This window comes from Salmonirosea aquatica, assembly GCF_009296315.1.
In the GTDB taxonomy this organism is placed as follows: domain Bacteria; phylum Bacteroidota; class Bacteroidia; order Cytophagales; family Spirosomataceae; genus Salmonirosea; species Salmonirosea aquatica.
Genome location: NZ_WHLY01000002.1, coordinates 2,917,045 through 2,942,433, shown reverse-complemented (window position 1 = coordinate 2,942,433; position 25,389 = coordinate 2,917,045). Strand labels below are relative to the sequence as shown.

At 51.9% G+C, this 25,389-nt stretch carries 24 protein-coding genes and 1 pseudogene; 9 read left to right on the top strand and 16 right to left on the bottom strand.

Going from position 1 to position 25,389, the window contains the following annotated elements:
- Position 1 precedes the first annotated feature (1 nt).
- Together GBK04_RS13390 and GBK04_RS13385 are read left to right on the top strand one after the other, a co-directional pair.
- Positions 2 to 595: a hypothetical protein gene (locus GBK04_RS13390; protein ID WP_152760435.1), complete on the top strand. Its 594-nt coding sequence runs from the start codon at positions 2 to 4 to the stop codon at positions 593 to 595.
- A 12-nt stretch (positions 596 to 607) separates the two neighbouring features.
- A complete protein-coding gene (locus tag GBK04_RS13385) occupies positions 608 to 1,069 on the top strand; it encodes an META domain-containing protein (RefSeq protein WP_152760433.1) in 462 nt (153 codons plus the stop codon).
- A 23-nt stretch (positions 1,070 to 1,092) separates the two neighbouring features.
- Here the strand turns inward: GBK04_RS13385 and GBK04_RS13380 are convergent, their stop codons facing one another.
- Both GBK04_RS13380 and GBK04_RS13375 read right to left on the bottom strand, forming a co-directional pair.
- Positions 1,093 to 2,238: a glycosyltransferase family protein gene (locus tag GBK04_RS13380; protein WP_152760431.1), complete on the bottom strand. Its 1,146-nt coding sequence runs from the start codon at positions 2,236 to 2,238 to the stop codon at positions 1,093 to 1,095.
- A gap of 2 nt (positions 2,239 to 2,240) precedes the next feature.
- The gene (locus GBK04_RS13375; RefSeq protein ID WP_152760429.1) at positions 2,241 to 3,134 is read right to left on the bottom strand and encodes a UDP-2,3-diacylglucosamine diphosphatase; all 894 of its coding nucleotides are present in this window, start codon (positions 3,132 to 3,134) and stop codon (positions 2,241 to 2,243) included.
- A 275-nt stretch (positions 3,135 to 3,409) separates the two neighbouring features.
- Here GBK04_RS13375 and GBK04_RS13370 point away from each other — a divergent pair, with 275 nt between their 5' ends.
- The 3 genes from GBK04_RS13370 to gatC all read left to right on the top strand — a co-directional run bounded on the left by GBK04_RS13370 (position 3,410) and on the right by gatC (position 4,802).
- Positions 3,410 to 4,264 carry an SPFH domain-containing protein gene (locus GBK04_RS13370; RefSeq protein ID WP_152760427.1) on the top strand — a complete coding sequence of 285 codons (855 nt, stop codon included), beginning with the start codon at positions 3,410 to 3,412 and terminating at the stop codon, positions 4,262 to 4,264.
- Positions 4,265 to 4,266: 2 nt separating this feature from the next.
- The gene (locus GBK04_RS13365; protein WP_152760425.1) at positions 4,267 to 4,434 is read left to right on the top strand and encodes a type II toxin-antitoxin system antitoxin; all 168 of its coding nucleotides are present in this window, start codon (positions 4,267 to 4,269) and stop codon (positions 4,432 to 4,434) included.
- 80 nt (positions 4,435 to 4,514) lie between these two features.
- Positions 4,515 to 4,802, top strand: coding sequence for an Asp-tRNA(Asn)/Glu-tRNA(Gln) amidotransferase subunit GatC (gene gatC, locus GBK04_RS13360; RefSeq protein WP_152760423.1), 288 nt, complete (start codon positions 4,515 to 4,517; stop codon positions 4,800 to 4,802).
- A gap of 24 nt (positions 4,803 to 4,826) precedes the next feature.
- Here the strand turns inward: gatC and GBK04_RS13355 are convergent, their stop codons facing one another.
- The 3 genes from GBK04_RS13355 to ruvX are packed head-to-tail and all read right to left on the bottom strand — an operon-like array spanning position 4,827 to position 6,728.
- Entirely contained in the window at positions 4,827 to 5,654 is an 828-nt protein-coding gene (locus tag GBK04_RS13355) for an amidohydrolase (RefSeq protein ID WP_373330957.1), read from the bottom strand.
- 22 nt (positions 5,655 to 5,676) lie between these two features.
- Positions 5,677 to 6,255 carry a peptide deformylase gene (def, locus tag GBK04_RS13350; protein WP_152760419.1) on the bottom strand — a complete coding sequence of 193 codons (579 nt, stop codon included), beginning with the start codon at positions 6,253 to 6,255 and terminating at the stop codon, positions 5,677 to 5,679.
- A 44-nt stretch (positions 6,256 to 6,299) separates the two neighbouring features.
- Positions 6,300 to 6,728: a Holliday junction resolvase RuvX gene (gene ruvX / locus GBK04_RS13345; protein WP_152760417.1), complete on the bottom strand. Its 429-nt coding sequence runs from the start codon at positions 6,726 to 6,728 to the stop codon at positions 6,300 to 6,302.
- 224 nt (positions 6,729 to 6,952) lie between these two features.
- On the opposite strand from ruvX, the gene recJ reads away from it, so the two are divergent.
- Genes recJ through lptB form a run of 3 tightly spaced genes read left to right on the top strand, consistent with a single transcriptional unit; the run spans position 6,953 to position 9,953 of the window.
- Entirely contained in the window at positions 6,953 to 8,689 is a 1,737-nt protein-coding gene (recJ, locus tag GBK04_RS13340; protein WP_152760415.1) for a single-stranded-DNA-specific exonuclease RecJ, read from the top strand.
- A complete protein-coding gene (locus GBK04_RS13335; protein ID WP_152760413.1) occupies positions 8,671 to 9,225 on the top strand; it encodes a GNAT family N-acetyltransferase in 555 nt (184 codons plus the stop codon). Before recJ ends, GBK04_RS13335 begins: the two co-directional genes overlap by 19 nt.
- Positions 9,222 to 9,953, top strand: a complete 732-nt coding sequence (gene lptB / locus GBK04_RS13330; RefSeq protein WP_152760410.1) for an LPS export ABC transporter ATP-binding protein — start codon at positions 9,222 to 9,224, stop codon at positions 9,951 to 9,953. Before GBK04_RS13335 ends, lptB begins: the two co-directional genes overlap by 4 nt.
- 54 nt (positions 9,954 to 10,007) lie before the next feature.
- Here the strand turns inward: lptB and GBK04_RS13325 are convergent, their stop codons facing one another.
- The 8 genes and pseudogenes from GBK04_RS13325 to GBK04_RS13290 form a co-directional block, all read right to left on the bottom strand.
- A complete protein-coding gene (locus tag GBK04_RS13325) occupies positions 10,008 to 10,724 on the bottom strand; it encodes a hypothetical protein (RefSeq protein WP_152760408.1) in 717 nt (238 codons plus the stop codon).
- A gap of 108 nt (positions 10,725 to 10,832) precedes the next feature.
- Entirely contained in the window at positions 10,833 to 11,219 is a 387-nt protein-coding gene (locus GBK04_RS13320) for a hypothetical protein (protein ID WP_152760406.1), read from the bottom strand.
- A 22-nt stretch (positions 11,220 to 11,241) separates the two neighbouring features.
- Positions 11,242 to 11,669: pseudogene (locus GBK04_RS31595) on the bottom strand (phosphatase PAP2 family protein).
- A gap of 1,065 nt (positions 11,670 to 12,734) precedes the next feature.
- A complete protein-coding gene (gene recO, locus GBK04_RS13310; RefSeq protein WP_152760402.1) occupies positions 12,735 to 13,430 on the bottom strand; it encodes a DNA repair protein RecO in 696 nt (231 codons plus the stop codon).
- Between the two features lie 78 nt (positions 13,431 to 13,508).
- Positions 13,509 to 14,117: an arsenate-mycothiol transferase ArsC gene (locus GBK04_RS13305; protein WP_373330956.1), complete on the bottom strand. Its 609-nt coding sequence runs from the start codon at positions 14,115 to 14,117 to the stop codon at positions 13,509 to 13,511.
- Positions 14,118 to 14,143: 26 nt separating this feature from the next.
- The gene (locus GBK04_RS13300; RefSeq protein WP_152760400.1) at positions 14,144 to 15,043 is read right to left on the bottom strand and encodes an arsenite methyltransferase; all 900 of its coding nucleotides are present in this window, start codon (positions 15,041 to 15,043) and stop codon (positions 14,144 to 14,146) included.
- Between the two features lie 62 nt (positions 15,044 to 15,105).
- The gene (locus GBK04_RS13295) at positions 15,106 to 15,432 is read right to left on the bottom strand and encodes an ArsR/SmtB family transcription factor (RefSeq protein WP_152760398.1); all 327 of its coding nucleotides are present in this window, start codon (positions 15,430 to 15,432) and stop codon (positions 15,106 to 15,108) included.
- Positions 15,433 to 15,573: 141 nt separating this feature from the next.
- Positions 15,574 to 18,609, bottom strand: coding sequence for a WD40/YVTN/BNR-like repeat-containing protein (locus GBK04_RS13290; RefSeq protein WP_152760395.1), 3,036 nt, complete (start codon positions 18,607 to 18,609; stop codon positions 15,574 to 15,576).
- A gap of 256 nt (positions 18,610 to 18,865) precedes the next feature.
- Here GBK04_RS13290 and GBK04_RS13285 point away from each other — a divergent pair, with 256 nt between their 5' ends.
- Positions 18,866 to 21,352: a TonB-dependent receptor domain-containing protein gene (locus GBK04_RS13285; protein WP_152760393.1), complete on the top strand. Its 2,487-nt coding sequence runs from the start codon at positions 18,866 to 18,868 to the stop codon at positions 21,350 to 21,352.
- 68 nt (positions 21,353 to 21,420) lie between these two features.
- Here the strand turns inward: GBK04_RS13285 and GBK04_RS13280 are convergent, their stop codons facing one another.
- The 3 genes from GBK04_RS13280 to GBK04_RS13270 form a co-directional block, all read right to left on the bottom strand.
- On the bottom strand, positions 21,421 to 21,825 hold the full coding sequence (locus tag GBK04_RS13280) for a hypothetical protein (RefSeq protein ID WP_152760391.1): 405 nt from the start codon (positions 21,823 to 21,825) through the stop codon (positions 21,421 to 21,423).
- A gap of 510 nt (positions 21,826 to 22,335) precedes the next feature.
- Entirely contained in the window at positions 22,336 to 23,703 is a 1,368-nt protein-coding gene (locus GBK04_RS13275) for a methyltransferase RsmF C-terminal domain-like protein (protein ID WP_373330955.1), read from the bottom strand.
- A 76-nt stretch (positions 23,704 to 23,779) separates the two neighbouring features.
- Entirely contained in the window at positions 23,780 to 25,375 is a 1,596-nt protein-coding gene (locus GBK04_RS13270; RefSeq protein WP_152760389.1) for a M28 family peptidase, read from the bottom strand.
- Positions 25,376 to 25,389 lie beyond the last annotated feature (14 nt).

Here is a 25,389-nt window from a genome sequence, read left to right as displayed (position 1 = left end):
CATGAAAAAGTTATTGACGATTATAGTACTGGCGCTGGGGGTACCTTTTGCTCATGCCCAGGAGGGTACCTTCAAAAAGCATTACCTCAATCATACCGAAGTAGGCATCATGCTCGGGCGCGTCAAGTACGACCCTTACGCCGGACAGGGGGGTACCTCACAGAATATCAGCGAGAACCGGACCAATCTGACTTTGCAGCTTTTCAATGGCATACAATACACGTCTCGGCTGGGGCTAGGCATCATCACTGGCCTGGACTGGTACAATTCCGCCCTGGTCAATCCGGTGGGCCTGGGGCTGCGGTACGATTTGGCGGGTAAGAAAAATACCCGACTGTACGCCAGCGCCGATGCCGGGTATGGCTTCACCTGGTTTCATCAGAATTCCGATGGCTTCGACACGCAGGGCGGACTGATGCTCAATCCGGGCCTGGGCCTGCGCGTGGGCAAACCCAATGGGGCAGCTTTTACGCTCTCATTTTCGTACAAGCATCAGGACGTAACCGTGGATAAGCCGTTGTTCGTTGATCAAACCTCCCGCGTGGAGGATCGGAATTATAATCGGCTGTTGGTACGAATGGGCATAAGTTTTTAATATGAATTGATTATGAGAGGATTGACATCGGTATTGTTATCTTTTTTATTGTTGGGGTTTGTGGGCTGCGAAAAGAAAGACGTATTGCCCGAACCAGCCGCGTGTGGTACCTTACCTACCCTCGAAGGTATCTGGCGCTTACGAGCCTATCAGAAACCAAGCGATGGTACCTCTGAAACCGATCCCGACCCCAAAGGCCGGGGCGTGGTGCTGACCTTCACCGAGGAAGGTAACGCTGTTCGATTCGAAGGCCACACGGTGGCTAATACCGTAAGCGGAGGGTATCAGAAAAGCGACTCCTGCCGCCTGGAGCAAGGTACCTTTGGTGGTACCAAAGTAGCCGAGCCCACGGAATTCAGTAGCAGGGCCTGGGTAGCCATGAACGGCGCGGAAGCCTACGGGCGCACGACTGACAACCTGTTCATTTACTTCAATAGTAAATCGGAAGTAATGATTTTTGACCGGCAACATTAATTTATGCTACCTCAGATAGTAGTCTAAAACGCTGTCTGAGGTAGCAATTCCCCTAAACCAGGCGCAAAAGTTTCTTTGTTTTTCACGCGCGCGACCGCTTCCAGATGCTTCACAAAAAGCCGGTCGCTTTCCTGACACCACGCCTGAAACTCCACTTTCGGACTTTGGAAGTAAGGCAGGAAATCGGTAAGCACGGACAGATCGAACGTGCGGGACGAAGCTCCGGCACCAGATAAAACTCCGTCGATGGCATTGCACGCTTGCTCAAAATGCTTAGGAACGGGTACCATCAGCACGGGCTTACCCAGGTACATCGCCTCGCATACCGATTCAAAGCCCGCCGTGGTGACCAAAGCTTTGCACGACGCCATCATGCGCAGGTACTTGGGGCCATTGAGCCGGTGAAATGTAAGCGTATCGTCAATACGCTGTTCTTCAGGGGCGTCGGAATTGTCCCAAAAACAGTGTAGACATAGTTCGGGATGCTGCTCGTGCCAGGCCACAATTTGGCGGCTCAGGCTCGGATGGGTCATGTATACTAGGGCAAAACCTTCATCCGTAGGTTCCGATTTCTTCATTTCCCGCCGCAGCAGAGGGGGTACCATTGTAAGTCCGTATTCGGTTTCCCGGGCAAAACAGCGGAACGAGAGGGCCAGTTTCTGAGTGGCGCCAAGGGCTGTCAAACGGGTATTGAAATTAACGATCTGGCGCGCCAGCCAGCTATTTTTAGGAAAAGGAAACTGCGGATGCAGTAACAGGTACTGATGCGCTACGCACACCATAGGTACCTCGGGTCGATATACGAATTTATAAAGACCGCCCAGTACTTCATAAAAATTTACGATCAAATCCGGCTGAATGGCTTCTACCTGTTCATGAATTTCGCGCAGGCTAGCCATATAGGCCGACGCTCGCATCAAATGCGTTCGGATAGTCCTACCCACACAGATACTACCCTTATTACCATTGTACAGCAAATTGGGACTTAGAAACGGGTGGACTGGCGCCTGAATCTGCTCCAAGAAAAAAGCGGGTATTTCGCGACCACGGGCTTGGCCTACCAGCACCGCCGCTACCTCATGTCCGGCGCTGTGCAGGATTTGGCGCAGCGAAACCGCCTGCGTGAGATGCCCCCGGCCTTCGCCCTGAACGATGAAAAGGACTTTCATGGTCAATTGATTTTCCGGATGGGATGGCTTTCTTCAATGGGATTCTGGCGCGCCGATTTTATGGATGAAAAGGCAACCTGACGCTCGCGGCGACCAAAGAACTCCGATACCGCAACCTCCTCGTTGCTTTCGCTGCTCTCGCCTGCCTGGTTTGATTCATTATAGTATAACAGACTCCAATTGCCCTCAAAGTCTTCGACCAGTGCGCTCAGCGACTCTACCCAATCCCCCGAGTTCATGTAGGTGATACCGTCGATAGTGCGGATGGCGGGCTGGTGGATGTGTCCGCAGATAATGCCGTCGCAGTCGCGCGAGCGGGCAAGTTCGGTGAGCTTTTCCTCAAAATCAGAAATATAGCTGACCGCCATTTTCACGCGCTGCTTGATTTTCTGTGAGAGCGAAAAGTAAGGTAGCCCACGCCAGGCCCGATAATTATTGTACAGTTTGTTGAGCCACAATAGAAAGGTATAACCCACATCACCCAGATAGGCCAGCCATTTGAAGCCCGTCGTGACGGAGTCGAACACATCGCCGTGGGTAATGTAAAACTTCTTATCACCCGATTTGAGAATATAGTCCTTACGAATCTGAAACTGCTTTCCCAATCGGAGTGGCATGATCTGATCCAGAAAATCGTCGTGATTTCCCCGCAGGTAGATCACCCGGGTATGGTGATCGTCCATCATTTTCAGCATGGTTTTGAAGAAAGCCGTATGCCTGCGTTTCCATGCGCCGTATTTCTTTAGCTGCCAGCCATCAATGATATCGCCGTTCAGAATAAGTTTTTTACACTTATACTGTTTGAGGAAGTTAGTGACCTCACGGGCTTTCGAACCGCTTGTTCCCAAGTGCAGGTCGGATATGACAATGGTCCGGAATTCAGTCTGTATTTTCATAGTACAAAGAAGCCCCGCACATATTACCTGATCATTATTGCTTTATCATATGTATATGAAGTTTACTCTACTCGGTAAAGTGCTCCGTAACAATTCATTAACATAAGCCTACACGAATTTTTCGCTAGTCGATCCTTTTTTATCGCCTCCTGTTTCCATTTATCCCTCCCCCTTTCTCTCATTGATCCTTTTTTCCCATTCCTCCCAATTTCCTTACCTAATACCCCTTAATCTGCTAGGTTTGTGATATCATTTTACTATCAACCCTGTCAATCATGAAAGAGAAAGAATTACGTTCGATGTCGGGCTATCTGCTGTTTGCAATCGGCCTGCTCATGCTGGGTGGCGGTGTGGTATACGCCATTTCCGGCTCAGTTTTCCCTGGTGGCCTCATCGCCTTCGTCGGCCTGATTATTCTGATCGGCCTCTCGGTCATCAATCCCAATGAGGCCATCGTCACCACATTTTTTGGCGATTACATGGGTACCATGCGTCAGAATGGTCTGCGGTGGGTCAATCCGCTGTTCCGGCGGCGCAAGATTAGCCTGCGGGCCCGCAACCTCAACGGCCAGAAGCTTAAAGTAAATGACAAACTCGGCAACCCCATCGACATCGCCGCCGTGGTGGTATGGCGCGTGGGCGATACCGCCAAAGCCTATTTTGAAGTGGATGACTACATGAAATTCGTAGAAATCCAATCCGAAGCGGCCGTGCGTCATCTGGCGGGCATATACGCTTATGACACCATGGACGATGAAATACCCGACGAAGTGACATTACGCGACGGCAGCGGCAAAATCAACGAAATGCTGGAAGGCGAACTCACCGAGCGCCTCAGCCGCGCTGGCGTGGAGGTACTCGAAGCCCGTATCAGTCACCTGGCCTATGCCTCCGAAATCGCCGGGGCCATGCTACAACGGCAGCAGGCGAGCGCCGTAGTGGCCGCGCGGCGGCAAATTGTCGATGGCGCTGTGGGTATGGTGGATATGGCCCTGGCCCAGTTGGCCGAAAAAGGTATCGTACAGCTGGACGAAGAGCGCAAAGCTGCCATGGTAAGCAATCTATTGGTAGTTTTGTGCAGCGACAAGGCGGCGGCTCCCATCGTGAACGCCGGAACTCTGTATCCCTAAGTATGGCGGAGAAGAAAGCATTTGTGTTACGGGTAAGCCCTGAGCTGCTCAAGGAATTGGAAGCCTGGGCACAGGAAGACTTTCGCAGCGTCAATGGGCAGATCGAGTTTCTGCTCAGTGACGCCCTGCGAAAGCGTCGGCGTACGCGGGGAAAAGATGGGGAGAAATGAGAGCCTGACGACTCGTGGGCCTTTCTCCCTGCCTTAAAAATGGTATCTTTGCGCCTTGGAGAAAATATTGACTCTGACCCATGAAAATCGACCACGAAGCATTACAGAAAATTGCCCACCTGGCCCGCCTGGAAGTAAAACCTGAGGAAGAAGCGGCGTTGCTGACTAGCATGGAAAGTGTGCTAACCTGGATGGAGCAGCTTAATGAACTGGATACCGAAGGTGTAGAACCCCTCACGCACGTAACCGACGCGGTCAACAACTGGCGTGAAGATGTGGCTAGCAATACGCTTTCACGGGAAGAGGGCTTGAGCAATGCGCCCAGCCACGATGATACCTACATCAAGGTACCCAAGGTAATCGAGTAGTGAGGTGAGGTACCCTGGGTACTTTCATTGTCCAACCAGGGAAAAATCATCAGCATCGAGATGAGCCGGAAAGCGCTGCCGGTATTTTTCCAGCGGCTCTTTGGCCAGATGCACCACTTTCTCGCTTTCGGCTTCGCCCAGGTCGGTGCTCACTTCGCCCAGGAAATCCACGACGATTGAACCTCCCCGATGGTCAATGCCGTTGCCGTCAGTTCCGATACGGTTTACGCCCACCACATAGCACAAATTCTCGATGGCTCTGGCGCGCAGCAAAGTATTCCAGGCATAGGATCGGGCAGCTGGCCAGTTGGCCACATACAAAAGCAGGTCGTAGAGGTTTTGGCTGTTTTGCCGGCTCCAAACCGGAAACCTCAGATCATAACATACCAGCGGGCAAATCCGCCAACCTTTCCAGTCGACGATCAGGCGCTGACTACCTGCTTTAAAAACTTCGTGCTCGGCACCCATGCGGAAAAGATGCCGCTTGTCGTAAACCTCATAGGTACCATCGGGCCGCACACAGAGTAGCCGGTTGTAGTAGGTACCCTCTTCTTTGACCTGGAAACTCCCGATCACCAGGGCTTGGGTCTGGGCAGCGATGAGTTTCATCCAGCGCGTGGTTGTGGTGTTCATCACTTCGGCCAGCGCGGGAGCATCCATACTGAATCCCGTTGAAAACATCTCGGGCAGCACAATCACATCGGCCGCCTCGGAGAGGGAAGCCAGCTTTTCTTCCAGCACCGCCAGATTGGCCGTTACATCTTCCCAGACCAGATCGGTCTGAATCAGAGCGACAGAAAGATTGGAGAAATGCTCGTCCTTTTCCAAAGCATTTACAAGTACCAAGTTCAAAAAAATCTTTAAATCAAAAGGGCTACTTGCGGCTATAGAATCGCATGCGGTAGTCCACATCTACGATGCCCTTGGCGATGTCGTTGAGCTTACGCTTGAGGAGTTGTTTTTTGAGCGTGGGCAGGTAGTCCGTAAAAAGCTTTCCTTCCAGATGGTCGTACTCGTGCTGAATAATGCGCGCGGCGGTACCTTCATACTCTTCCTCGTGTTCGTTCCAGTCGAGGTCGCGGTACCTGATCCGTAATTTTTCGGGCCGGAACACATCGCCCCGAATCCCAGGAATACTCAGGCAGCCTTCTTCAAAAGACCATTCCTCGCCCTCCTCCTGTAGGATCTGCGGATTGATGAACATTTTCTTGAATCCTTCCAGCGACGGGTCTTTGTCCTCTTCTTCCTCACCCTCATTCATCGCAGTGCCATCCACCACAAACACGCGAAGGTTCAACCCTACCTGCGGAGCAGCCAGTCCCACGCCCGACGCATCGTACATGGTTTCGAACATGTCCTCCGACAGTTTTTTCAGATCCACTTCGTCTTTTTCAATCGGCCTCGTTACTTTCCTCAGAATAGGGTCACCGTAGGCCACTATGGGGTAAATCATTGTCAATTAACTATATATGAAAAAATCGCTTCGTAACAGGTGCATTACCGTAACGGATTCAGACGCTGACTTTCCATGTACGACTGTAGGATAATAGTAGCGCTCACTTTGTCAAGATTTCCCTTTTCTCGGCGTTCGCTCTTCTTGCTGCCCCCCGCAATCATGGCTTGCAGTGCCATTGAGGAGGTAAACCGCTCGTCATGCGCGTGGATGGGAATATCAGGAAAGGTACCTTCCAGTTTTTTTATGAACGTCCTGACGGGCTGCGTGTTGTGCGTATCGGAGCTGTCCAGCCGGCTCGGCATCCCAATCACGATGGCTTCGACTTCTTCCCGGCCGATGTAATTTTTCAGGTAGTCCAGCAACAGATGCGTCCGCACCGTTTCCAGCGCCGTCGCAATAATCTGCAGCGGATCTGTTACGGCCAGGCCGGTTCGTTTGGTACCATAATCGATCGCCAGGAGTCGGGGCATGTGTTAATTTTGAGTGATGGAATGAGTGAATGATAGAATATTTGCAGTCAGATTCTATCCACTCATTCAAAATTGGAAAATGCAAAGATAGTTGCTTTCGTTTGCTTTTGGCAACAGTTACGTACCTGAACAGGAATCGATTCCCTGATGTTAAAGTTTCTTAATACGTTCGCCGGCCTGCCGGCTTTATCCCACAGACTGGCCTTTTCCCTATCTTTGCCCTCATGATTGAAAAACGCTGGATACCTGTCGCCGAACCTACTTCCGAACAGCGGGCCACTGCCGTGGATCTGGCCGCCCAACTCAACGTCAGTCCGTTTCTGGCCACGTTGCTGGTGCAGCGCGGTGTGGGTGATTTCGAAGCGGCGCGGAGTTTCTTCCGACCCGATCTGTCATCCCTGCACGATCCTTTCCTGATGCGGGACATGGACAAAGCTGTGGAACGCCTCACCTCGGCGATGGCGGCGGGCGAGAAAATACTGGTATATGGCGATTATGACGTGGATGGTACCACGTCGGTGACGATGTTCTATGGCTTTCTGCGTACTTTGTACGACCAGCTCGACTACTATATTCCCGACCGCTACACCGAAGGCTACGGGATATCCACCCAAGGCATCGACTGGGCAAAGGAAAACGGTTTCACCCTGATCGTGGCCCTGGATTGTGGCATCAAGTCAGTAGATAAGGTAGCCTATGCCAACACCCTGGGTGTCGATTTCATCATCTGCGACCACCATCGTCCCGGTGAGGTACTACCCGCCGCGGCCGCCGTCCTGGACCCCAAGCGCGACGACTGCGCTTACCCTTATAAGGGACTCACCGGCTGCGGGGTAGGTTTCAAATTGCTGCATGCTTTTTGTTTGCAAAACGGCCTGGATCTGGAGGTACTTTACCCCTACCTGGATTTACTGGTGGTGAGTATTGCCTCCGACATTGTACCTGTTACGGGCGAAAACCGGGTGCTGGCTTATTACGGCCTGCAGCGGCTGAACACCTCGCCCCGCGCTGGTTTGAAAGCCCTGATCCAGATCGCTGGCCTCCGCAATGTGCTGGATATTACGAATGTGGTATTTGGCCTGGGGCCGCGCATCAATGCCGCCGGGCGCATCAAGCATGCCCGGGAGGCTGTACGGCTGTTGTTGTGTGAGAATGAGGAGGAAGCGGGCGAATTTGCCACGCAAATTAACAAGCATAACGCCGACCGACGCAAGTTCGACACCAGCATTACCGATGAAGCCCTTTCCATGATCCAGCAGGATGCCTGGATTTCGGGCGCCAAAAGTACCGTCCTCTATAAAGAAGACTGGCATAAAGGCGTCATCGGGATTGTGGCGAGCCGTTGCATCGAGCATTTTCACCGCCCTACCATCATCCTCACCAAATCCAACGGCAAAGCGGCCGGATCGGCCCGTTCGGTGCCGGGGTTCGATGTGTATGAGGCCATCGAGGAGTGTTCCGAGCTATTAGAACAGTTTGGCGGACATACTTTCGCCGCGGGCATGACTCTCCCTATCGAAAACATCGAAGCCTTCCGACAGCGTTTTGACAAAATCGTGAGCAGTCGCATCTTGCCGGAACAGCTCACGCCCATGATCGGGGTGGACATGGAAATCGAACTGGAGGAAATTTCCTGGAAATTTTACCGGGTACTTAAACAGATGAGCCCGTTCGGGCCGGGTAATATGACGCCCGTTTTTGTGAGTCGACAGGTGCACATTGCCAAAAAACCGACGATCATGAAAGAAAAGCACATCAAGTTCGAGGTATATCAGGGCCAGTCTCCGGCCTTCACAGTGATTGCCTTCGGTATGGCGCACATTTACCCCGACCTGATGAATGGCCAGCCTTTCGATATATGCTATCACCTTGATGAGAATACCTTTCGGGAGAAGACCACGTTACAGTTCATGCTGAAGGACATAAAGTTTGGAGAGCCTACATGGAAACAGAGCAACTAAAGCCCGTGGGTGTCGGGGAACGCCTGGAAAGGATTCGGGTTGGGGATGCCGACGCCTTATCGGCGCTTTGTCTTGAAATATATCCTCAATATTACCTGCATCTCTGGCACGACAATGGAGCATGGTACCAGCACATGCGCTATAGCCCGGCGGCACTGGCCCGCGAATTAGCCGATGCGCAAACGGAATTTTATTGGATCAAAAAAGAGGGGTACCCTGTAGGGTACCTTAAGATAAATCTTTACGCCCGGCCGGATGTAGATGCCCTACCCGGCGCTGGTCTGGAAATCGAGCGGATCTACCTGCTCAGAGCCTACGCCGGTATGGGCCTGGGGCAAGGCGCCATGGCCTGGGCGGAAGCAGTGGCCCGGTGGCTTGGACGTGACTATGCCTTTCTGTATACAATGGACAGCAGCGACGCCCGTTGGTTTTACGAGAAAATAGGGTACGAAAAAAGAGGAGAAACGCGTTTGGCTTTTGAAAAAATGAAGCCGGAGTACCGGGGCATGTACCTGATGATAAAAGAGCTACGATGATACTAAGAACCGAGAATCTGGTTAAGAAATACGGCGCAAGGCTAGTCAACGACAACGTCAGCTACCAGGTGGAGCAGGGCGAAATCGTGGGGCTTCTGGGGCCCAACGGAGCCGGCAAAACGACCTCTTTTTACATGGCCGTAGGGTTGGTGAAGCCTAACAGTGGCCACGTGTACCTCGACGACCGCGACATTACCCGGCTGCCTATGTACAAGCGGGCCCGGCTTGGCCTGGGGTACCTGGCGCAGGAAGCCTCTGTGTTCCGGCAGTTGACGGTAGAGGAAAATATCAAGGCGGTGCTGGAAATGTCGGACCTTCCCCGGCAGGATCAGAAACAGAAAGTAGAGGAACTCATCGAAGAATTCAGCCTGGAACACGTGCGCAAAAACAAAGGCATGGTTCTATCCGGCGGGGAGCGTCGCCGCACCGAAATCGCCCGGGCTTTGGCTGTCGATCCTAAGTTTATTTTGCTCGACGAACCCTTTGCGGGCGTAGACCCCATTGCCGTGGAGGATATTCAGACGATCGTGGCCAAGCTCAAGCACCGCAACATCGGTATCCTGATTACCGACCACAACGTGAACGAAACCCTTTCCATCACCGATCGGGCGTACCTTTTATTCGAAGGAAAAATACTGAAACAGGGTACCGCCGAAGAACTTGCCGAGGACGAGGTGGTTCGGCGGGTGTACCTGGGACAAAGTTTTGAATTGAAACGAAAGGTTTGAAAAGAATGATGAGTGATGAAGGATTATCTGCTCATTACTCATCATTCTTTTCATTCACTGAATCTTCTGCCACACTTCGTGTATGGGATCGCCTTTGCTGCTTTTTCCGGCGTGATCCCAGCGGCCATCTTTCAGCGCCCAATCGAAGGTAAGGTCGGTACCTACGCGATAATTATCGCGCGAGAAGAATTCGATGTGCTCGGTATACTTCCCGTTTTTAATGTCGTAGGTACCCCCGCCCGTACCATAAAAGCCTTTTACCGCCGGATCGATCGCCGCCCATTGAAAGCGGGTACCTGATAGGATTTTTAACGTTTTGCGGGTACCGGTCTGATGAATTTCCATCATGTCGCCCGTACCGTCTTTAGCCCGCCCCGTAATATGCCACGTTCCGGCCATCGGCACGTTTTCGGCGTCGTCCACCAGCATCCACACCAGCTCCTCATCTTCGCCCCTTAAGGTCAAGATCTTATCTTTCCGTACAATGGTATAGACTACCGGGGTGTTGATCTTGGCTGTGTCGTCGGTGTTGAATTCCGTCAGGTAGGTCATTTGGTCGCCGTCCATCGTAAAAGATCCGCCTTCGGTACGGTCGAAATATTTGTTGAGAACACTATACGAAGCTATCATCAGGTAGTTGTCAGCCACAATCATCATGGCAGTGCTATTGTTGGGCTGTTGCGACCGCCACGCTCCTTTGATGGACTGAGCTTTTACGGTGGAAAAAAGGAGAATAGCGGTTAGGAAAAAAGGTATTATTATCTTTTTCATGATGAATAGCGTTATGACGATTTTTGATTACGCTAAGGTACTCAAAAATCGTTCCAGCGGCCCGGCAGCTTACTCGCACTCAGCCATCTGGTAGCTAGTGGTGGCTAATTACTCACAAATTTCTCCTACCTTTTTGGCTAAGGCCTGATCAAAGGCCTCCCGCTGCTCCACAGTTTTGTAGCGCACATCAAACAAACTGTCCATGACATACGTCAGCCGCGTGGCCAGTTCGCCCGTCCGCCGGGTCAGGGATTCTTTCAGTGAATCCTCTTCTATTTTCTGCTTTTCGGTAAGGGTACGGTTGGCTTTCATCAAAGAATCCCCACGCAACCGAAATTCATTCGCCGCCTGGAAACGTTCTTCCTTTAACTGCCGCGCCTGGCATTCCAAGTCAGCCATCAAGGCTACGTCCTGTTCCTGCACCTTGCTCTTATCACAACCCGCGAAAACAAACCCGAAGGCCAAAGCCATCAGGAGACGCTGTACCCTTTTCAATTTACCAGTTTTTGTTTTCAACTTATTTTACGTTTTGCGGCCATTTGATTGCATTCAACACGTTGTCCCCCAGACCACGGCCTAACTGTAAGCCCAGCTGATTGTCCATGTTATAATGGATTCCACCGTAAAGCCGGGAGTCAGCGCACTCTTCCGACATTTGTTTGAAATTGTTGAACTTCCGCACCGAGAAGCCGTGCTGTAATTGCGACCGGTCCGTGAACGGGTACACGCCGTCGCCGTTGGTGAACAACTTGATGAACACCCGCTCGCCCACAGCGGCTTCGGTCGCGTGACCTGAGGTGTAGGCCGGGAAGGGGGGGTACCTATGACGGTTTTGAAGGCCGGATCAATGTACTTTTGGATGTAGCTGACCGGACGAATCAGGTTGAAATCGTACTTGACCTTCCAGCAGGTGATGAACGCGTCGTTTTCGGCTACACCCAGCATGCCGTAACCCACGGCCGATTTTTCGAGCGTCGCACCGGTTTCTTCCAGCAATTGGGTCAGAATATTGAACGTGTGGCCCGTAGGGGTACAGGTAGCAAAGGGATCATCGGCCCAGAAACGCGCGATTTCCTGCTCTTCCGCTGACTTTCTGCTTACAATGGTATACACCTGCATCGCGGCTTTGTAAAAATCCGACTGCGAACTGGTGGAAAAAGCAATGGGACTGACCGGAGCCGCAAACGCCATGTTAGAGGCTAGCATGGGGCGGCATTTTTTCCAGTGCGGACTCATGGGCGTCAGGTTATTGGCATCGGTGGGTACCCATTTGCCATCACCCGTCACGGGTATGTAGGGCTTTGAGAATGGGTTGAGGTAGGCCTCATGCCCTCCGTCTTCTTTGGAATACTCAAAAATGGCCAATGCTATATCCTTGCCCAACTGTTGCGACAAATTTGCGACGAGCTTACTAGCCGCATCCGGAGCAAATTGAGTATGGTACCCCGCCTCTTTTTCATTGATGGTTGTAAGGTTTTTCTCGCTCAGGTTCTTGCCAAACTGCAGGCGCATCATTTCGGCGACAGCGGCATTGGCAACGATACCCCAATGGTACCGGATGCTCAGGGCATCCGCCTGGGGCATGTCGGCAGGCGACAGGCCATTGAGTTGGCCCGCCAGTGACTTGGCATTCGGGATTCCACGGTACACCGCTTCGTAGGTAGTAATACCTGTATAGCCAAACGCCCGGGCCGCCTGGGGCGGTAGAAAACCCGGGGTTTCCTTCACAACCCGGCATTCCAGCTTGAACCAGTCGCGCAGGAAGTCGGCCGAATAATCGGAAGCCAGATTGGTTGCGGGTGAGTTGGGGATAATCTCTTCTTGGGGAGTACAGGCCCATACCAGGGCCATCAGCATCAGGAGGATGGATATTTTTTTCATCTTTGTGTGTGCTCTTTTTGATTCTAAAAAAAGAGTAGTAGAGCAATAATTATACCGAATTTTATTTCAAATCATTCCTTTTTTGCCTAAAAAATCACCTGATTGACAGTCTCCTATCGTTCAAAACAGCTAACTAAGCACCTCATGTAACACATCCAGTGACTTAATATCACCGAGTGAATCGAGATGGATTTTATAAAAAAACAGCAGCATGTTCAGCAGCGACAGACGTCTGGGCCGATCAAGCGCTACAGGTACTCCGAAGGGCGCCGACAACCATATCTGCAACGCAGTACGCTGAATGGCATCCGGTGACGCCGGATAATGGTTGGCCCGTAGTTCGTTGGTCAGGTCGGCCGAGGTTTCCATGCCAAAGCCCAGATAGAACGACAGTTGCACGAGGGTATGGATATGAAAATTCTCGTAGCCGCTCTCAGCGTTGTCGAGGTACCCGATGGCGTCTTCCAGAAACTCGAAAAGAGGCATATTCTCTTCTTCTTCCCGCAGCGATTTGCTCAGTATTTCGGTCAGGAAAAGCGCCAAGCTGGATTTCACAACCTCGAACGGTAGGCTGTGAAAGGGTACCCGGCACTTGATTTCCGAGATCCGGTGCAACGTGTCGGTTTTGTTTTTATGATATACCACCAGGTCCAGTAGCGTCAGCGGCTGAAACAAGGCAATGCGGTTGGCTTTGGAGCGACTGCTCCGGACGCCATTTACGATGTAGCTCTGAATCCCAAATGCCTCGGTATAGATTTTGGCAATAATGGATGACTCCCGGTAGCGGATATAACTCAGGGCAATACCTCGGGTTTTGTGGAGCATCAGGTAAATCTTTTATTCCTGCAAAAATACAAAAACCTCCTGACAATTCAGGAGGTTTCAGGTAGTTACTTGCAGTGGCTATATCTTCGAGAACAGGTACTTCATCTCGGTCGCGATTTGTCGGCAGCGCGCGTCGTAGGTGCTCGTTTCGGCCGGGGTACCATCCGATTCCTTAGGATCAGTATAGGTAATGGCAAAGCGCTTTTCGGCTCCGGGAATGTAGGGGCAATTCTCGTCGGCGTGACTGCATGTCATGAGTGCCGCGAAGCTTTGATCGGGATTGGGATGCTGATCATACACTTTTGAAAAAGCGATTACGGGCGGTAGCGCCTCATCGAAAAGGATTTTGTACGTAGGATTCTCCCCTTCGCTGGATCTGATGATTACAAATCCGGCCCGTTTCAGAGCGGCTACGGTTCGGGGGTTGCAGGCCGTGGCTTCGGTTCCGCCCGAAAAAGCCCGGATGCCCGGAATGTCGTAATGAGCCGCCGCTGCCTGCGCCCACACCTGCCCCAGATGACTGCGCCGCGAATTGTGCGTACAGATGAACATTAGGCTGACCGGCTCAGATCGTGCCGACTTGCCCGCGATATAATTTCGGAGTTCGGTCAGTACGGTTTGACGATCCTTCGGGATGGTACCTATGTTCAGGGATTCCAGGTAGGCCCTAATTTCGGAAAACAGCACCCTATTGAACAAGTTTTAAAGTATAATTAGCAGCATCCACTTCCCGGCTCACAGCAGGCCGCGTCGTTGGATACGATTGATGGGTTCAGCATCTCAAAGGTACCCTTCCTGGCCCCACCCGGCTTGCTGGCAAAGAGCGTAATACTTTCAATATTTGCCGTTCCGTTACGGAAATCCGCAATTTCTGCCGCCGACAGGTACTGGCTTAGGATATCATCAGGAATAAAAATGGCTTTTTGCTTCTGAATCGTTAGATTCTCAAAACCCGCTTCGGCGGCAAGGGCCAGGTACTCTTCTTTCGGGATGGCGCCCGTCACGCAGCCCGCGTACAGCTCGGCGGCCTGGCGCAGGTTGTCGGGCAGGGTACCATTGAGCAAGATATCGGAAATGCTAAAATGACCCCCTGGCTTCAGGACCCGGGCTATTTCCTTGAACACCTGCCGCTTGTTGGGTACCAGGTTCAACACACAATTGCTTACGACCACATCGGCTACTTTGTCATTCACCGGCATATTCTCAATGTCGCCCTGCCGGAACTCCACATTGTTAAAACCCCGTACTTCGGCATTCTTACGGGCGCGGGCGATCATTTCTTCCGTAAAATCGATGCCGATCACCTTGCCTTCGGCGCCGGTTTCGTGCCGGGCCACGAAGCAATCGTTGCCCGCACCTGATCCCAGGTCAATCACCACATCGCCTTTTCTTATTTGGGCAAATTGGGTAGGCAGTCCGCAACCCAGTCCTAGATCGGCCTCCGCCGTGTAGCCTTCTACTTGTGTGTAGTCGTCCGTCATGATGTTATAGACTTCCTGTGATACGGGTCCGGCCCCACAGCACGAGGCGGCATTGAGGGTCGGGTCTTGGCTAGCAATTTCGGCGTATTTCTTGCGGACAATTTCTTTGAGTTCCTGTTCGGTCGTTTCCATGGATTTATTGGTTTAGATGAGAAGTTATTATTGTAATATTACGATAGATTCAGGCAAAAAAATTAGCAGCAGGTAGCTGGCTTCAGGGTACTTAACAAACTCTCAAACGTTTGCTTGGCTTCTTCCCACACTACTTCATTGATACAGTAGCAGACGCGTGGCGGATCGATTTCACCCTTAATAATGCCAATGCGCTTCAGTTCTTTCAAATGCTGCGATACCGTGGCCTGCGACAAGGGCAGCTCATCTACCAGGTCGCCACACACGCAGGCTTTCTTCTCGGCCAGCAACCGCAGAATCGCCACCCGCGCCGGATGCGCGAATGCCTTAGCCAGTTGGGCCGTGCGGTTTTCCTGGGTAGTGAATTCTTCGGTTTTGGTGGCTCCCATGGCTAAGTAAATCTCTTTTGATTCGCCAAAAGTAGTGAAAGTTTTTATTAATCGTAATATTACGATTAATATTTTATAAAAAACGCAGATGGCTAGTTCCATTGCGGCAATGGAACTAGCCATCTGCGTTGAGACAAGGCCTTACTTCACCTCCTCCATTCCCAGCTCTTCTTCCCTATACTCCTCCCATTCTCCGGGGGTAGAAGGGATACTTTGGGTAACAATGCCGCGCCGTGAGGGGCGTTTTTCCGGGGCCTTCACGGTGAATGGCTTTTCGGTTTTGGTACCATCGGCGGTCATGATGACGACCTTATACTTGCCGGGCTGGATGTACAGATTTTTGTCTTCCGCTACCTCCAATTTGATTTCTTTTTCCTCCTTCTTTTTAGTCTCGTTGAGATACTGCTCATATCCCGCCTTACTATCGGCTTTCACCGTCTGATTCCAGGTTATGTAGTTGAGGCCCGCTTCGCTGGTGTCGGTGAGAGTAGCGAGTGTGAGCCCCTTGTCGGTTTGAATTTCGATGGTCGATTTTCCGGCGGCTTTGGTGTAAAACGGAATCTCATTCTTCAAGGGCTCCGGCTCTTCGTATTTCCGTATCCGGCCCCAGCGCTCATTATAAGTTATAGGGTCAAGGTTAAAGGCATACACGGGCTTTTGCCGCAGGCTATCGGCCAGTTGCTGCACCAGGCTCACATCGGCCACGTAGATGGAGCGACCATGGGTACCTACCACCAATTCCTTGTCGCGCGGATGTACCAGCAAATCGTGCACCGCCACGGCGGGCAGCCCGCCCGACATCCGCATGAACGAGGTACCTTTATCCAATGAAATATACACACCATGGTCGGTACCTACGTAGAGAATGTTGGCATTCACGGGATCTTCCTTCACGACGTTAATCGGCTCGGCGGGCAGGTCGGTGCCGATGGTTTTCCAGGTTTGGCCGTAGTCGGTCGAAGCGTAGAGGTAGGGCTGGAAGTTGTCATTCCGATAGCCATTGAGCGATACGTATACGGTACCTTCGTCGTGGGCAGAAGCCGTCACGCGGCTTACCCACAGATTCTGCGGCAGGGCATCCGAGATTTTGGTCCAGGTGTAGCCGGCGTCTTTTGATACCCACACCAGCCCGTCGTCACTACCGGCATAAATCAGGCCGAAGCGTTTAGGCGATTCGTCGATTGTGGCTAGGGTACCGAAGGGTACATCGCCTTCCTTGCCTCCCTTCGTAAGGTCATCCGAGAGTGTTTCAAAGGTTTCGCCCTTGTCAAGGCTGCGGTGGAATTTGTTCGAGCCGAAGTATACGATGTCCTGGTTGTGCCTTGACAGGTGGATGGGTGCCTGCCAGTTGAAGCGCAACTTGGGATCGCCGATTTCGCGGGGCATGGCCAGCCGTTTCATGCTGCCGAAGCCGCTCTTATTTTTATCGAGCCGGAAGTAGGTACCGAACTGAAAACCCGTGTACACGGTATTGTTGTCGCGCCAGTCGACCTGTACCTGCATGCCGTCGCCGCCCATGATGGATTTCCACTCGGGAAGAGGCGCGTTTTCGCGCGGTTTGGAAGTACCTGTCCACACGCCGTTGTCCTGCAAGCCGCCGTACACATTGTAGGGCTTTTCCATATCTACGGCAATGGCATAAAACTGTCCCAGTGGCTCCGAGTTCAGGTGCGACCAATGCTTGCCCCGGTCGTAGGTAACGTTCACTCCGCCATCGTTACCATTGATCATGTGGTCGGGATTGTTGGGATTGATCCAGAGGGCATGGTGGTCGGAGTGAACATTTTCCTTATCCACGCTCTTCCAGCTTTTGCCGCCATCTTCCGACAGAAGGATAGGTACCCCAAACGTGACCAGTACCTTAGGATCGCTGGGGGCGACAAAAATCTGCCCAAAATAATAGCCATAGGTATAGACCAAATCGAGAGGCTCATCATGGGTTTTCTGCCAGGATTTGCCTCCGTCGTCTGTTCTATAAATTTCGGCACCTTTCACGGCAGCCGAAATCACATCATCGTTGGCACCACCCACAAAATCGTAGATATCCTTTACCTGCAGCTTGCCGCTGCCGAGGTCTTTTTTGAGTTGGGCGGCGGAGTTTTTGGTCGGAAAATTCGATTTGTCCAGAAACTCATTGATGACCAGATCCGACAATTTCATGAAATCCTCCACCTTCATATCCTTCAACTGCTTTACCGTCAGCCCCTCCTCTTCCTTCTTATCCTCGGGCTTGCGTTTGTCCTGATTATCCACGAAGGCGTACATAATGTTAGGATCGCGGGGATAGACTGTAAGCCCGATGCGCCCTACGCCCTCGCCCTGCGGCAGGCCACTGGCCGGGGTACTCAGCAATTGCCAGGTACTACCGCCATCGGTCGACTGGTAGATGCCCGACGTTTTGCCCCCTTCCACAAAATTCCAGGCGCTGCGCTCTTTGTACCACATCGAGGCAAAAAGTACATTGGGATTGGTCGGGTGAATGTCGAGGTCAATGGCACCAGTGTTGTTGTCTATAAAGAGCGTTTTGGTCCAGGTTTTACCGCCATCGGTAGTTTTATATACGCCCCGTTCGCTATTCGGGCTATACAGATGGCCTACGGCCGCTACCCATACCGTGTTAGGGTCGGTGGGGTGTAGAATCACCTGTCCGATGTGGTGGGTGTCTTCCAGACCCATGTGTTGCCACGTTTTGCCCCCATTGGTCGACTTGTACACGCCATCACCCGCGTAGGACGAGCGGCTCGAATTGTTCTCGCCGGTACCTACCCAGATGGTTTGGCCGTTGGTTTTCCAGTCAACGGCCATGTCGCCGATGGTCATAGTGGATTCATGATCGAAGAGCGGCGTGAAGCTCATGCCGTTGTTTTCGGTTTTCCACAGCCCTCCCGACGCGTAGGCTACAAAAAATTGGGTGGGGTTGGCATCGTTCACGTCCAGGTCCACCACTCGTCCGCTCATATCCGTCGGCCCAATGGCCCGGAACTTCACATTATTGACCAGCGAAGCGGCAGCCAGCTTCTCGCGCTGCTGGTATCCTGCCGTACGCGCCGCGGCCGAAGTAGGTTCGATGCTGGCTTCGGTGGGGGTAATCGAGGTACCTTTCTTCTTTTTCTGCGCAAAGGTACCTAGGGGAATACCCACAAAAAGTAACAGAGTGTAGCATAGTATTTTTTTCATAGTGAGCCGATTAGCCAGGTAGGTTAAAAAATGTTGTTACGACAAAAATAGGAAAGCGCATTCAATAACAGGTGTATAATTTTTAAAACATACTGGGGCATTAGCCCCACACCCTATTCACTATGAAAACGGCCTATCTCGCCGGAGCGGATATGGAACAGATGTTTTGCATGTAAAGACATTAATTGCAAAAATTCAAAAATGTTGCTTCCATTTCCAGGCCGAATCCCGGATAATTATTTACCTACCACAACTCATGAAGTCATTACCAATCCTCTGCTTATCAGCACTTTTCACTCTTCTACTTTCTGTCAGTCACGCACAAACTCCGGCGCTGACGGTTTCCGAAACTAGCCCGACTACTACCTCCGGCACTGTCACAGGTACCCTGGTATACGAAAAAGAAGGTCAAAAGCTACCCGTTCAGTTCGGGAGCGTTGCGCTATTCCGCACCGCCGATTCGACGGCAGCGGGCGGAGTAATCAGCGATGAGAAGGGTACCTTCAAGCTTACCAATGTTACCCCGGGCCTATACTATATTTTGATTCAATCGCTGGGTTTTAAAGATTTTTCCGAAAAGAACATTATCCTGACCGCCGACAAGCCCAGTCTGGATTTGGGAACTGTACTTATGACCCAAACTGCCCGCGAGCTGAATACTGTGACTGTCACCGGGCAAAAGGAACTCATTGAGTACTCGCTGGACCGGAAGATTATCAACGTGGATAAATTACCTACTACCCTCGGCGGTAGTGCGCTGGATATTATGCAGAACGTACCCTCCGTGACGGTGGATATCGACGGCAACCTGAGTTTGCGGGGAAGTGAGAATGTGATTATTCTGGTGGATGGCAAGCCTTCGGGTTTGACGGGCATGGACCGGCAGGCGGTGCTGGATCAGATTCCGGCCAGTAGCATCGAATCCATCGAGGTCATTACCAATCCTTCTTCCAAGTTTGACGCCGATGGCGCAGCGGGTATCCTGAACATTATCCTTAAGAAAGAAAAAGCCGACGGCTTCAACGGCAGTGCAGATCTGAACATCGGGACGCGGGATAAGTACAATGCTTCCGTGAATCTGAACAATCGCATCAACAAGCTCAATACCTTCATGAGCTACAATTTCCGTGATCGTACCCGGTTTACCTACCGCGACAATGACCGGGATAATTTCAACAACGAAACGCTGAGGTACCTCGAGCAGCGCCAGGACGGTACCAGCCGCGATGTGAATCATAACCTGCGCTTCGGATTCGATTGGGAAGCTACCAAGCAATTCCAGGTGAGCGGATCGATTCTGTATCGCCCCGAATACGACCGCGACCGCGATGTGGCTCGCTATCGCTACCAAAATACGGGCCGCGAACTGACCCAAACCATCAACCGTACTACCGACGAGGAAGAAGTGGGAGGCGGCCTCGATTACGTGCTGGGGCTGCGGAAGAAATTTGATAAAGAAGGTAGGTTGCTGACTTTCGACGCGACACTTTCTACCTCAAAAAGCAACCAGTTATCGCTCTTCAACCAAACCACTACCGATGCCCTGGCCAGTGAAGTAACGGATGATTTATACCAGCGCAACACCCGCGAGAACAAGGATCGCGTGGCGGTCATGCAACTGGACTTTGTAGAGCCGCTGGCTAACAAAGCCAAACTCGAAACGGGCCTGAAGTACACCAACCGTTTGCTGGACGGAGATTTTCAGTTCGAAAATCGCTACGGCGACTCTCCTACCTGGATCTACGATCCCCGCTTGTCCAATCGTTTTATCTACGACGAACACACCAGCGCGGCCTACGCTAATTTTGGGCAGGAATTATCAAAATGGAGCTACCAGTTTGGCCTGCGCCTGGAAAACACCGACCTCACCACCGAACAACGCACCACCGGCGAGGTAGCTACGCAGAACTATACCTACCTGTTCCCCAGCGCCTTTCTGAATTACGAGCTCAACAAAGCCCAGAAAATGCAGGTCAATTATACCCGCCGGATCAACCGTCCCTGGACGCGGGCGCTGAATCCGTTTGTGGATATTTCGGACCCGCTGAACATCCGTTTTGGTAATCCCAATCTGCGCCCCGAGCTGATCAATTCGTTCGAACTGAGCCATTTGTGGTACGGCAAAAGTACCTCTCTTACTTCCACGGCCTTTTACCGCGCCACCACCGACAACGTAACCCGATACCGCCGCCTGCGCGACGATGGCGTTACCGAGCAAACTTACCTCAACCTGGCGCGTTCGTACTCCTACGGTCTGGAGTTTGTGCTGAATCAGGACATTACCCGCTGGTGGAAAGCCAACGGTAACTTCTCCTACTACATGTCTACCATCAAAGGTGACCCTGGGGTACCCGATGTGCTGACCCAAAGCAACCGAAGCTGGACGGCTCGGATCAACTCCAATATGACCATCGCGAAGGGTTTTGACAGCCAGGTAAGTATCAACTACCGCTCACCGTTCATTATTCCGCAGGGCGAAATCCAGAGCTTTTTCAATGTGGATGTTGGGGTAAAGAAAGAAGTACTGAAAGGTCGCGGAGCCATTAGCTTGCGCGTAAGTGATATATTTAATACGCTGCGTTTCCGGATCAATACCTACGGCGAAGGTTTTACGAGCTATACTTCCGCTAAACGCGAGTCGCGCATTGCCTTCCTGGGCTTTACTTACCGCTTCGGCAAGCAGGCGCAGCAATTGCAAAAAGAGCGGGAAGAACGCGATAGCGGCATGGATGAAGACTATTGAGTTTTTATTCGTACATGTTCATTCCGATCCGATGAGGCTATTCATTATGAATAGCCTCGTTTTCATTTTCAACGAATCTTGACAAACCCATAATGACAGCCTTCGAAACAGGGCGGGGCGATGTGCATCGTATCGCCTTCGATGCGGAGAGTTGATTTGAAACCATCCGTGTCCTTTCCATACAATTCCAGCTTTACCTGATCACCTTCCGATATGATACGGTACCTGGGCCGATTGAAATTGCTCAGGGCGTCACCCTGACCGGACAATTTGCCGTTGCGCATGATAGTCAGGCTCTGCAAGGGTATAGCCGGAATCGGAAGTACATACCATTGGTAGCCCGTCGAGCCTCCTACCTCGAACAGCCGCCAGGTACCCACGAGGCTGCGTTCATAGGGGCGAAGTTCCTTATCGGCGCAACCCAATAAGCAAGTAAGGAAAATAAGGGTGGCTAGGAATTGAAGCTTTTTCATTTTTCAGCGAATCTTGACAAAGGCAAAGTGGCAGCCTTCGATGCAGGGCGGGTAGACAGTCAGCGTATCACCTTGAAATTTAATAAGATAGTAGGATTCATCATTATCCTTTTTTTTGCTCTTTGTCCATAGGAGAAGTCCCTTTTCCGTGGAATCAACCCTGAATCGATTGGCATTTTCAAAAAAATAAAACAAAGCACCTTTACTATCACCTACCTTATAAATCTGACCATCCGAGGTGAAAGTCAGGCTCTGTAGTGGGTTTGCGGGGATAGGTACTGTGTAGTAACCTGATCCGGGGGAACCTCCCCTTTCGAATAGCCGCCATTCTCCAACAATCCCGTAGCCATTCTTGGGGCCGATTTCATTGGAACACCCAATCAGCAAACATAAGAAAAGGACTTTGCTCAAAAAGTGAATCGCTTTCATCCGTACACTGGTTTGTAGGTAGGGATACGCTACAAGCCAGAATGGTTGGAAAGGTGCGGAAAATAGCAGAAAGACGAACTTTCAAATCTCCCGAATATCCATCCGAATCCGCCAGTCTTTGGGTAGGTAGTTATTTACCCGGTTGCCCAGATTTTTCATCCAGCCCAGATTCAAGCCCTGATGCTGCGCCAGCAGCCAGCCTTTGGGTGCCTCGGAAAGTACAATGTTTTCCTTTTTCAAAAAATGCAGAGCAGTATCCCGATTCAGTTCTAGGGCGGGAAGGTCGGGCGCAATCGCTGTGCTCATGGCCAAATCCTGCGCGGGAATGAATTCTTTGCCTTTGAACAACCCCAACTCACGCAGCCATACCCCTTGCGGCAGCGCGGCATCCAGAAATAGCAAATCTTCCTTCAATTCCCGAGGTGCGCCCAGTACCGTATCGTCGGGGCGCTGGACAAAAAAGAAATCGGAATCCTCAGCAAGCCAGTCCGCCAGGGCGGCTTCTTCGCGTTTGTGCAGCGATTTGGATTTCAATTTATCCATATACCGCGCCGCTTTTCCTTGGAAAGGTACCCCTCGGGTCTGGCGGAAGGCCGCAAAATAAAAGCCCTCGCCCCGAAGCCGGTGGGGGTAGCACTGGTACCCGTAGTTGCGGGCGCTGAGGCCCCACTCGGCGGGTAGGTTCACGGGTTGGTGCGTTAGTCTTTGATTTTCAACTAGCCATTGGGCATTCTGGTCGTTTTCAAGTTCATTGTAGGTGCAGGTACTGTACAGCAGCAAACCACCCGGCGCGACTAGCTTCACAGCCGCCGACAGAATGCGTCGCTGCCGCGCCGAACAGAGTTGCACATGCTCGGGTGACCATTCGTGCACGGCATCGGGATCTTTACGGAATAGCCCTTCGCCCGAGCAGGGTGCATCCACCAGCACGACATCAAAAAAGCCGTTAAGTTTAGAGAAGGCTTCTGGATCGTAGCTACACGTAAAGGTGTCGGGATGGCCCCAACGGGCCAGGTTATCTTTGAGTACGTTCACGCGGCCGCGAATCACTTCGTTGGCGAGCAACAGACTGCCCGGTGGCATCCACGAAGCCAGCAGGGTACTTTTGCCGCCTGGCGCCGCGCACAAATCCAGAATACGGAGGGGGTACTTGGAAGGTACTAGCTGGGTCAGTACCTCGTGCAGCACCATGGACGATGCCTCCTGCACGTAGTAGCCACCCGCGTGAAAAACCGGGTCGAGCGTGAATACAGGTCGCTCGGGCATGTAATACCCATCCGGATGCCAGGGTACCTTCGCTAGCTCCGAAGCATCGTAGCCGGGCTTATCAGGATTCAGCCGGATGCTGACAGGCGGCTCCGTCGACAGGGTTTCGGCAAATAAAGAAAAACCGGCTCCCAACTGAGTTTTCATGGACTCGCTGAAAGCCGGGGGAAGATGATCGGTCAAGAGTTAATGAATTAAAAATCAATGAATGCCTGAGTGGCAAGGTACCTACCCTACTTTGCCACTCAGTGCTTTGAATCTATTGTTTGTTGCTATCTACCTTGATCCGTTCCTCGCGATTGGCCAGTTGCCAGGCGGTGTAGAACACCAGTTTTACGATGGGTGCCTGCTTGTCGAACATGATTTTTTCCACGTCGTCGCCGGGGCGGTGATAATCTTCGTGCACCCCCGTGAAATAGAAAATAATGGGTACTCCCTTCTTGGCAAAATTGTAGTGATCCGACCGGTAGTAGAAGCGGTTGGGATCTTTGGGGTCGTTGTAGGTATAGTCGAGTTTGTAGCCAATGTGCTCGGCGTTGGCCGCTTCGCTGATCGCGTGCAACTCCGAGGATAATTTGTCCGAACCGATCACATACACGTACTTCGGATCGTTGGCGTGTTCCTTGTCGACCCGACCAATCATATCGATGTTCAGGTCAGCTACGGTATTGGCTAGGGGCAGCAGCGGATTCTCGGCGTAGTATTCCGAGCCAAACAGTCCTTTTTCTTCGCCCGTCACGTTCAGAAACAGAATACTGCGGCGGGGGCCGTTGCCCTCGGCTTTGGCCTTACTGAATGCCTCGGCCAGTTCCAGCAGTGATACCGTACCCGAGCCATCGTCATCGGCACCGTTGTTGATCTGTCCGTCGGCCGAGATGCCAATGTGATCCAGGTGGGCCGAAATCACCACGATTTCGTCTTTCTTGTCGGTACCTTCCAATAATCCGGCTACGTTTTCGGTTTGGATGATTTCGCTGTTACGTTCGACTTTGAGCGCAACCTGACCGCCAGGTACCTTGGCTACGCTCTTTTCTTTTTTCGTAATCTCTTCCCGCAGATCGTTTAGCTTGCGCGTGGTAGTATTGAGCAAAGCTGCACCTAGCTCCGACGAAACCGTAAACACGGCCATATTGCTGAGCGATTCCTGAATGGGCTTCATGCTCATGGCGTTCAACCGGCGCGACATCACCGAGCGTTGCCGTACCAGCTGCTCAAATTCTTTCCCTTCTTTCTCCGAAATCATGAACACATATTTCGCACCTTTCGCCAGGGCCGTAGCGGCCTTTTTTTGCCAGGCCTGGGGCCCGCTCCAGCTCGACCGCTGGTCGTTGTCATTGACCAGATAGATACCCTTGGCGCCCTGCGGCTCGCCCTGCCATATGACGACCGCCTTATCCTTGACATCCAGATTTTTGTAGTCGTTGTACAGGGTGGCCTCAATGCCGTAGCCCGCAAAAACGGTAGGTACTGTTACCTCACCCTGCGTGGACAGTAGGCCATTCAGATAAAAATCCTGGTTGAAGTTGTAGGTCTTACCATCGGCTTTCACGTATACCTCTCCCCAGGTTTTGCGGTAGAGGTTGTATTTCTGAAAATAACTTTCGGTACCGTCAGCTTCGGTCGCGGCGGGCGCCAGGCCATACTGTTTGAAATGCCCGGCCACGTAATCGGCGGCTTTCTTCTGACCGGGCGAGCCCGTGTCGCGCCCTTCCAGACTATCAGAAGCAATGATGAGCAGGTGTTTTTTAAGGTCGGCCGGCGTGATGGTTTCGGCATATTTAGTGGCCGTGGTCGATTCCTGTGCCTGCGTCAGGGTAGCCGTCATGAGCAGACCGCCCAAAAGATATTTATTCATTGAAAAGGGATTGA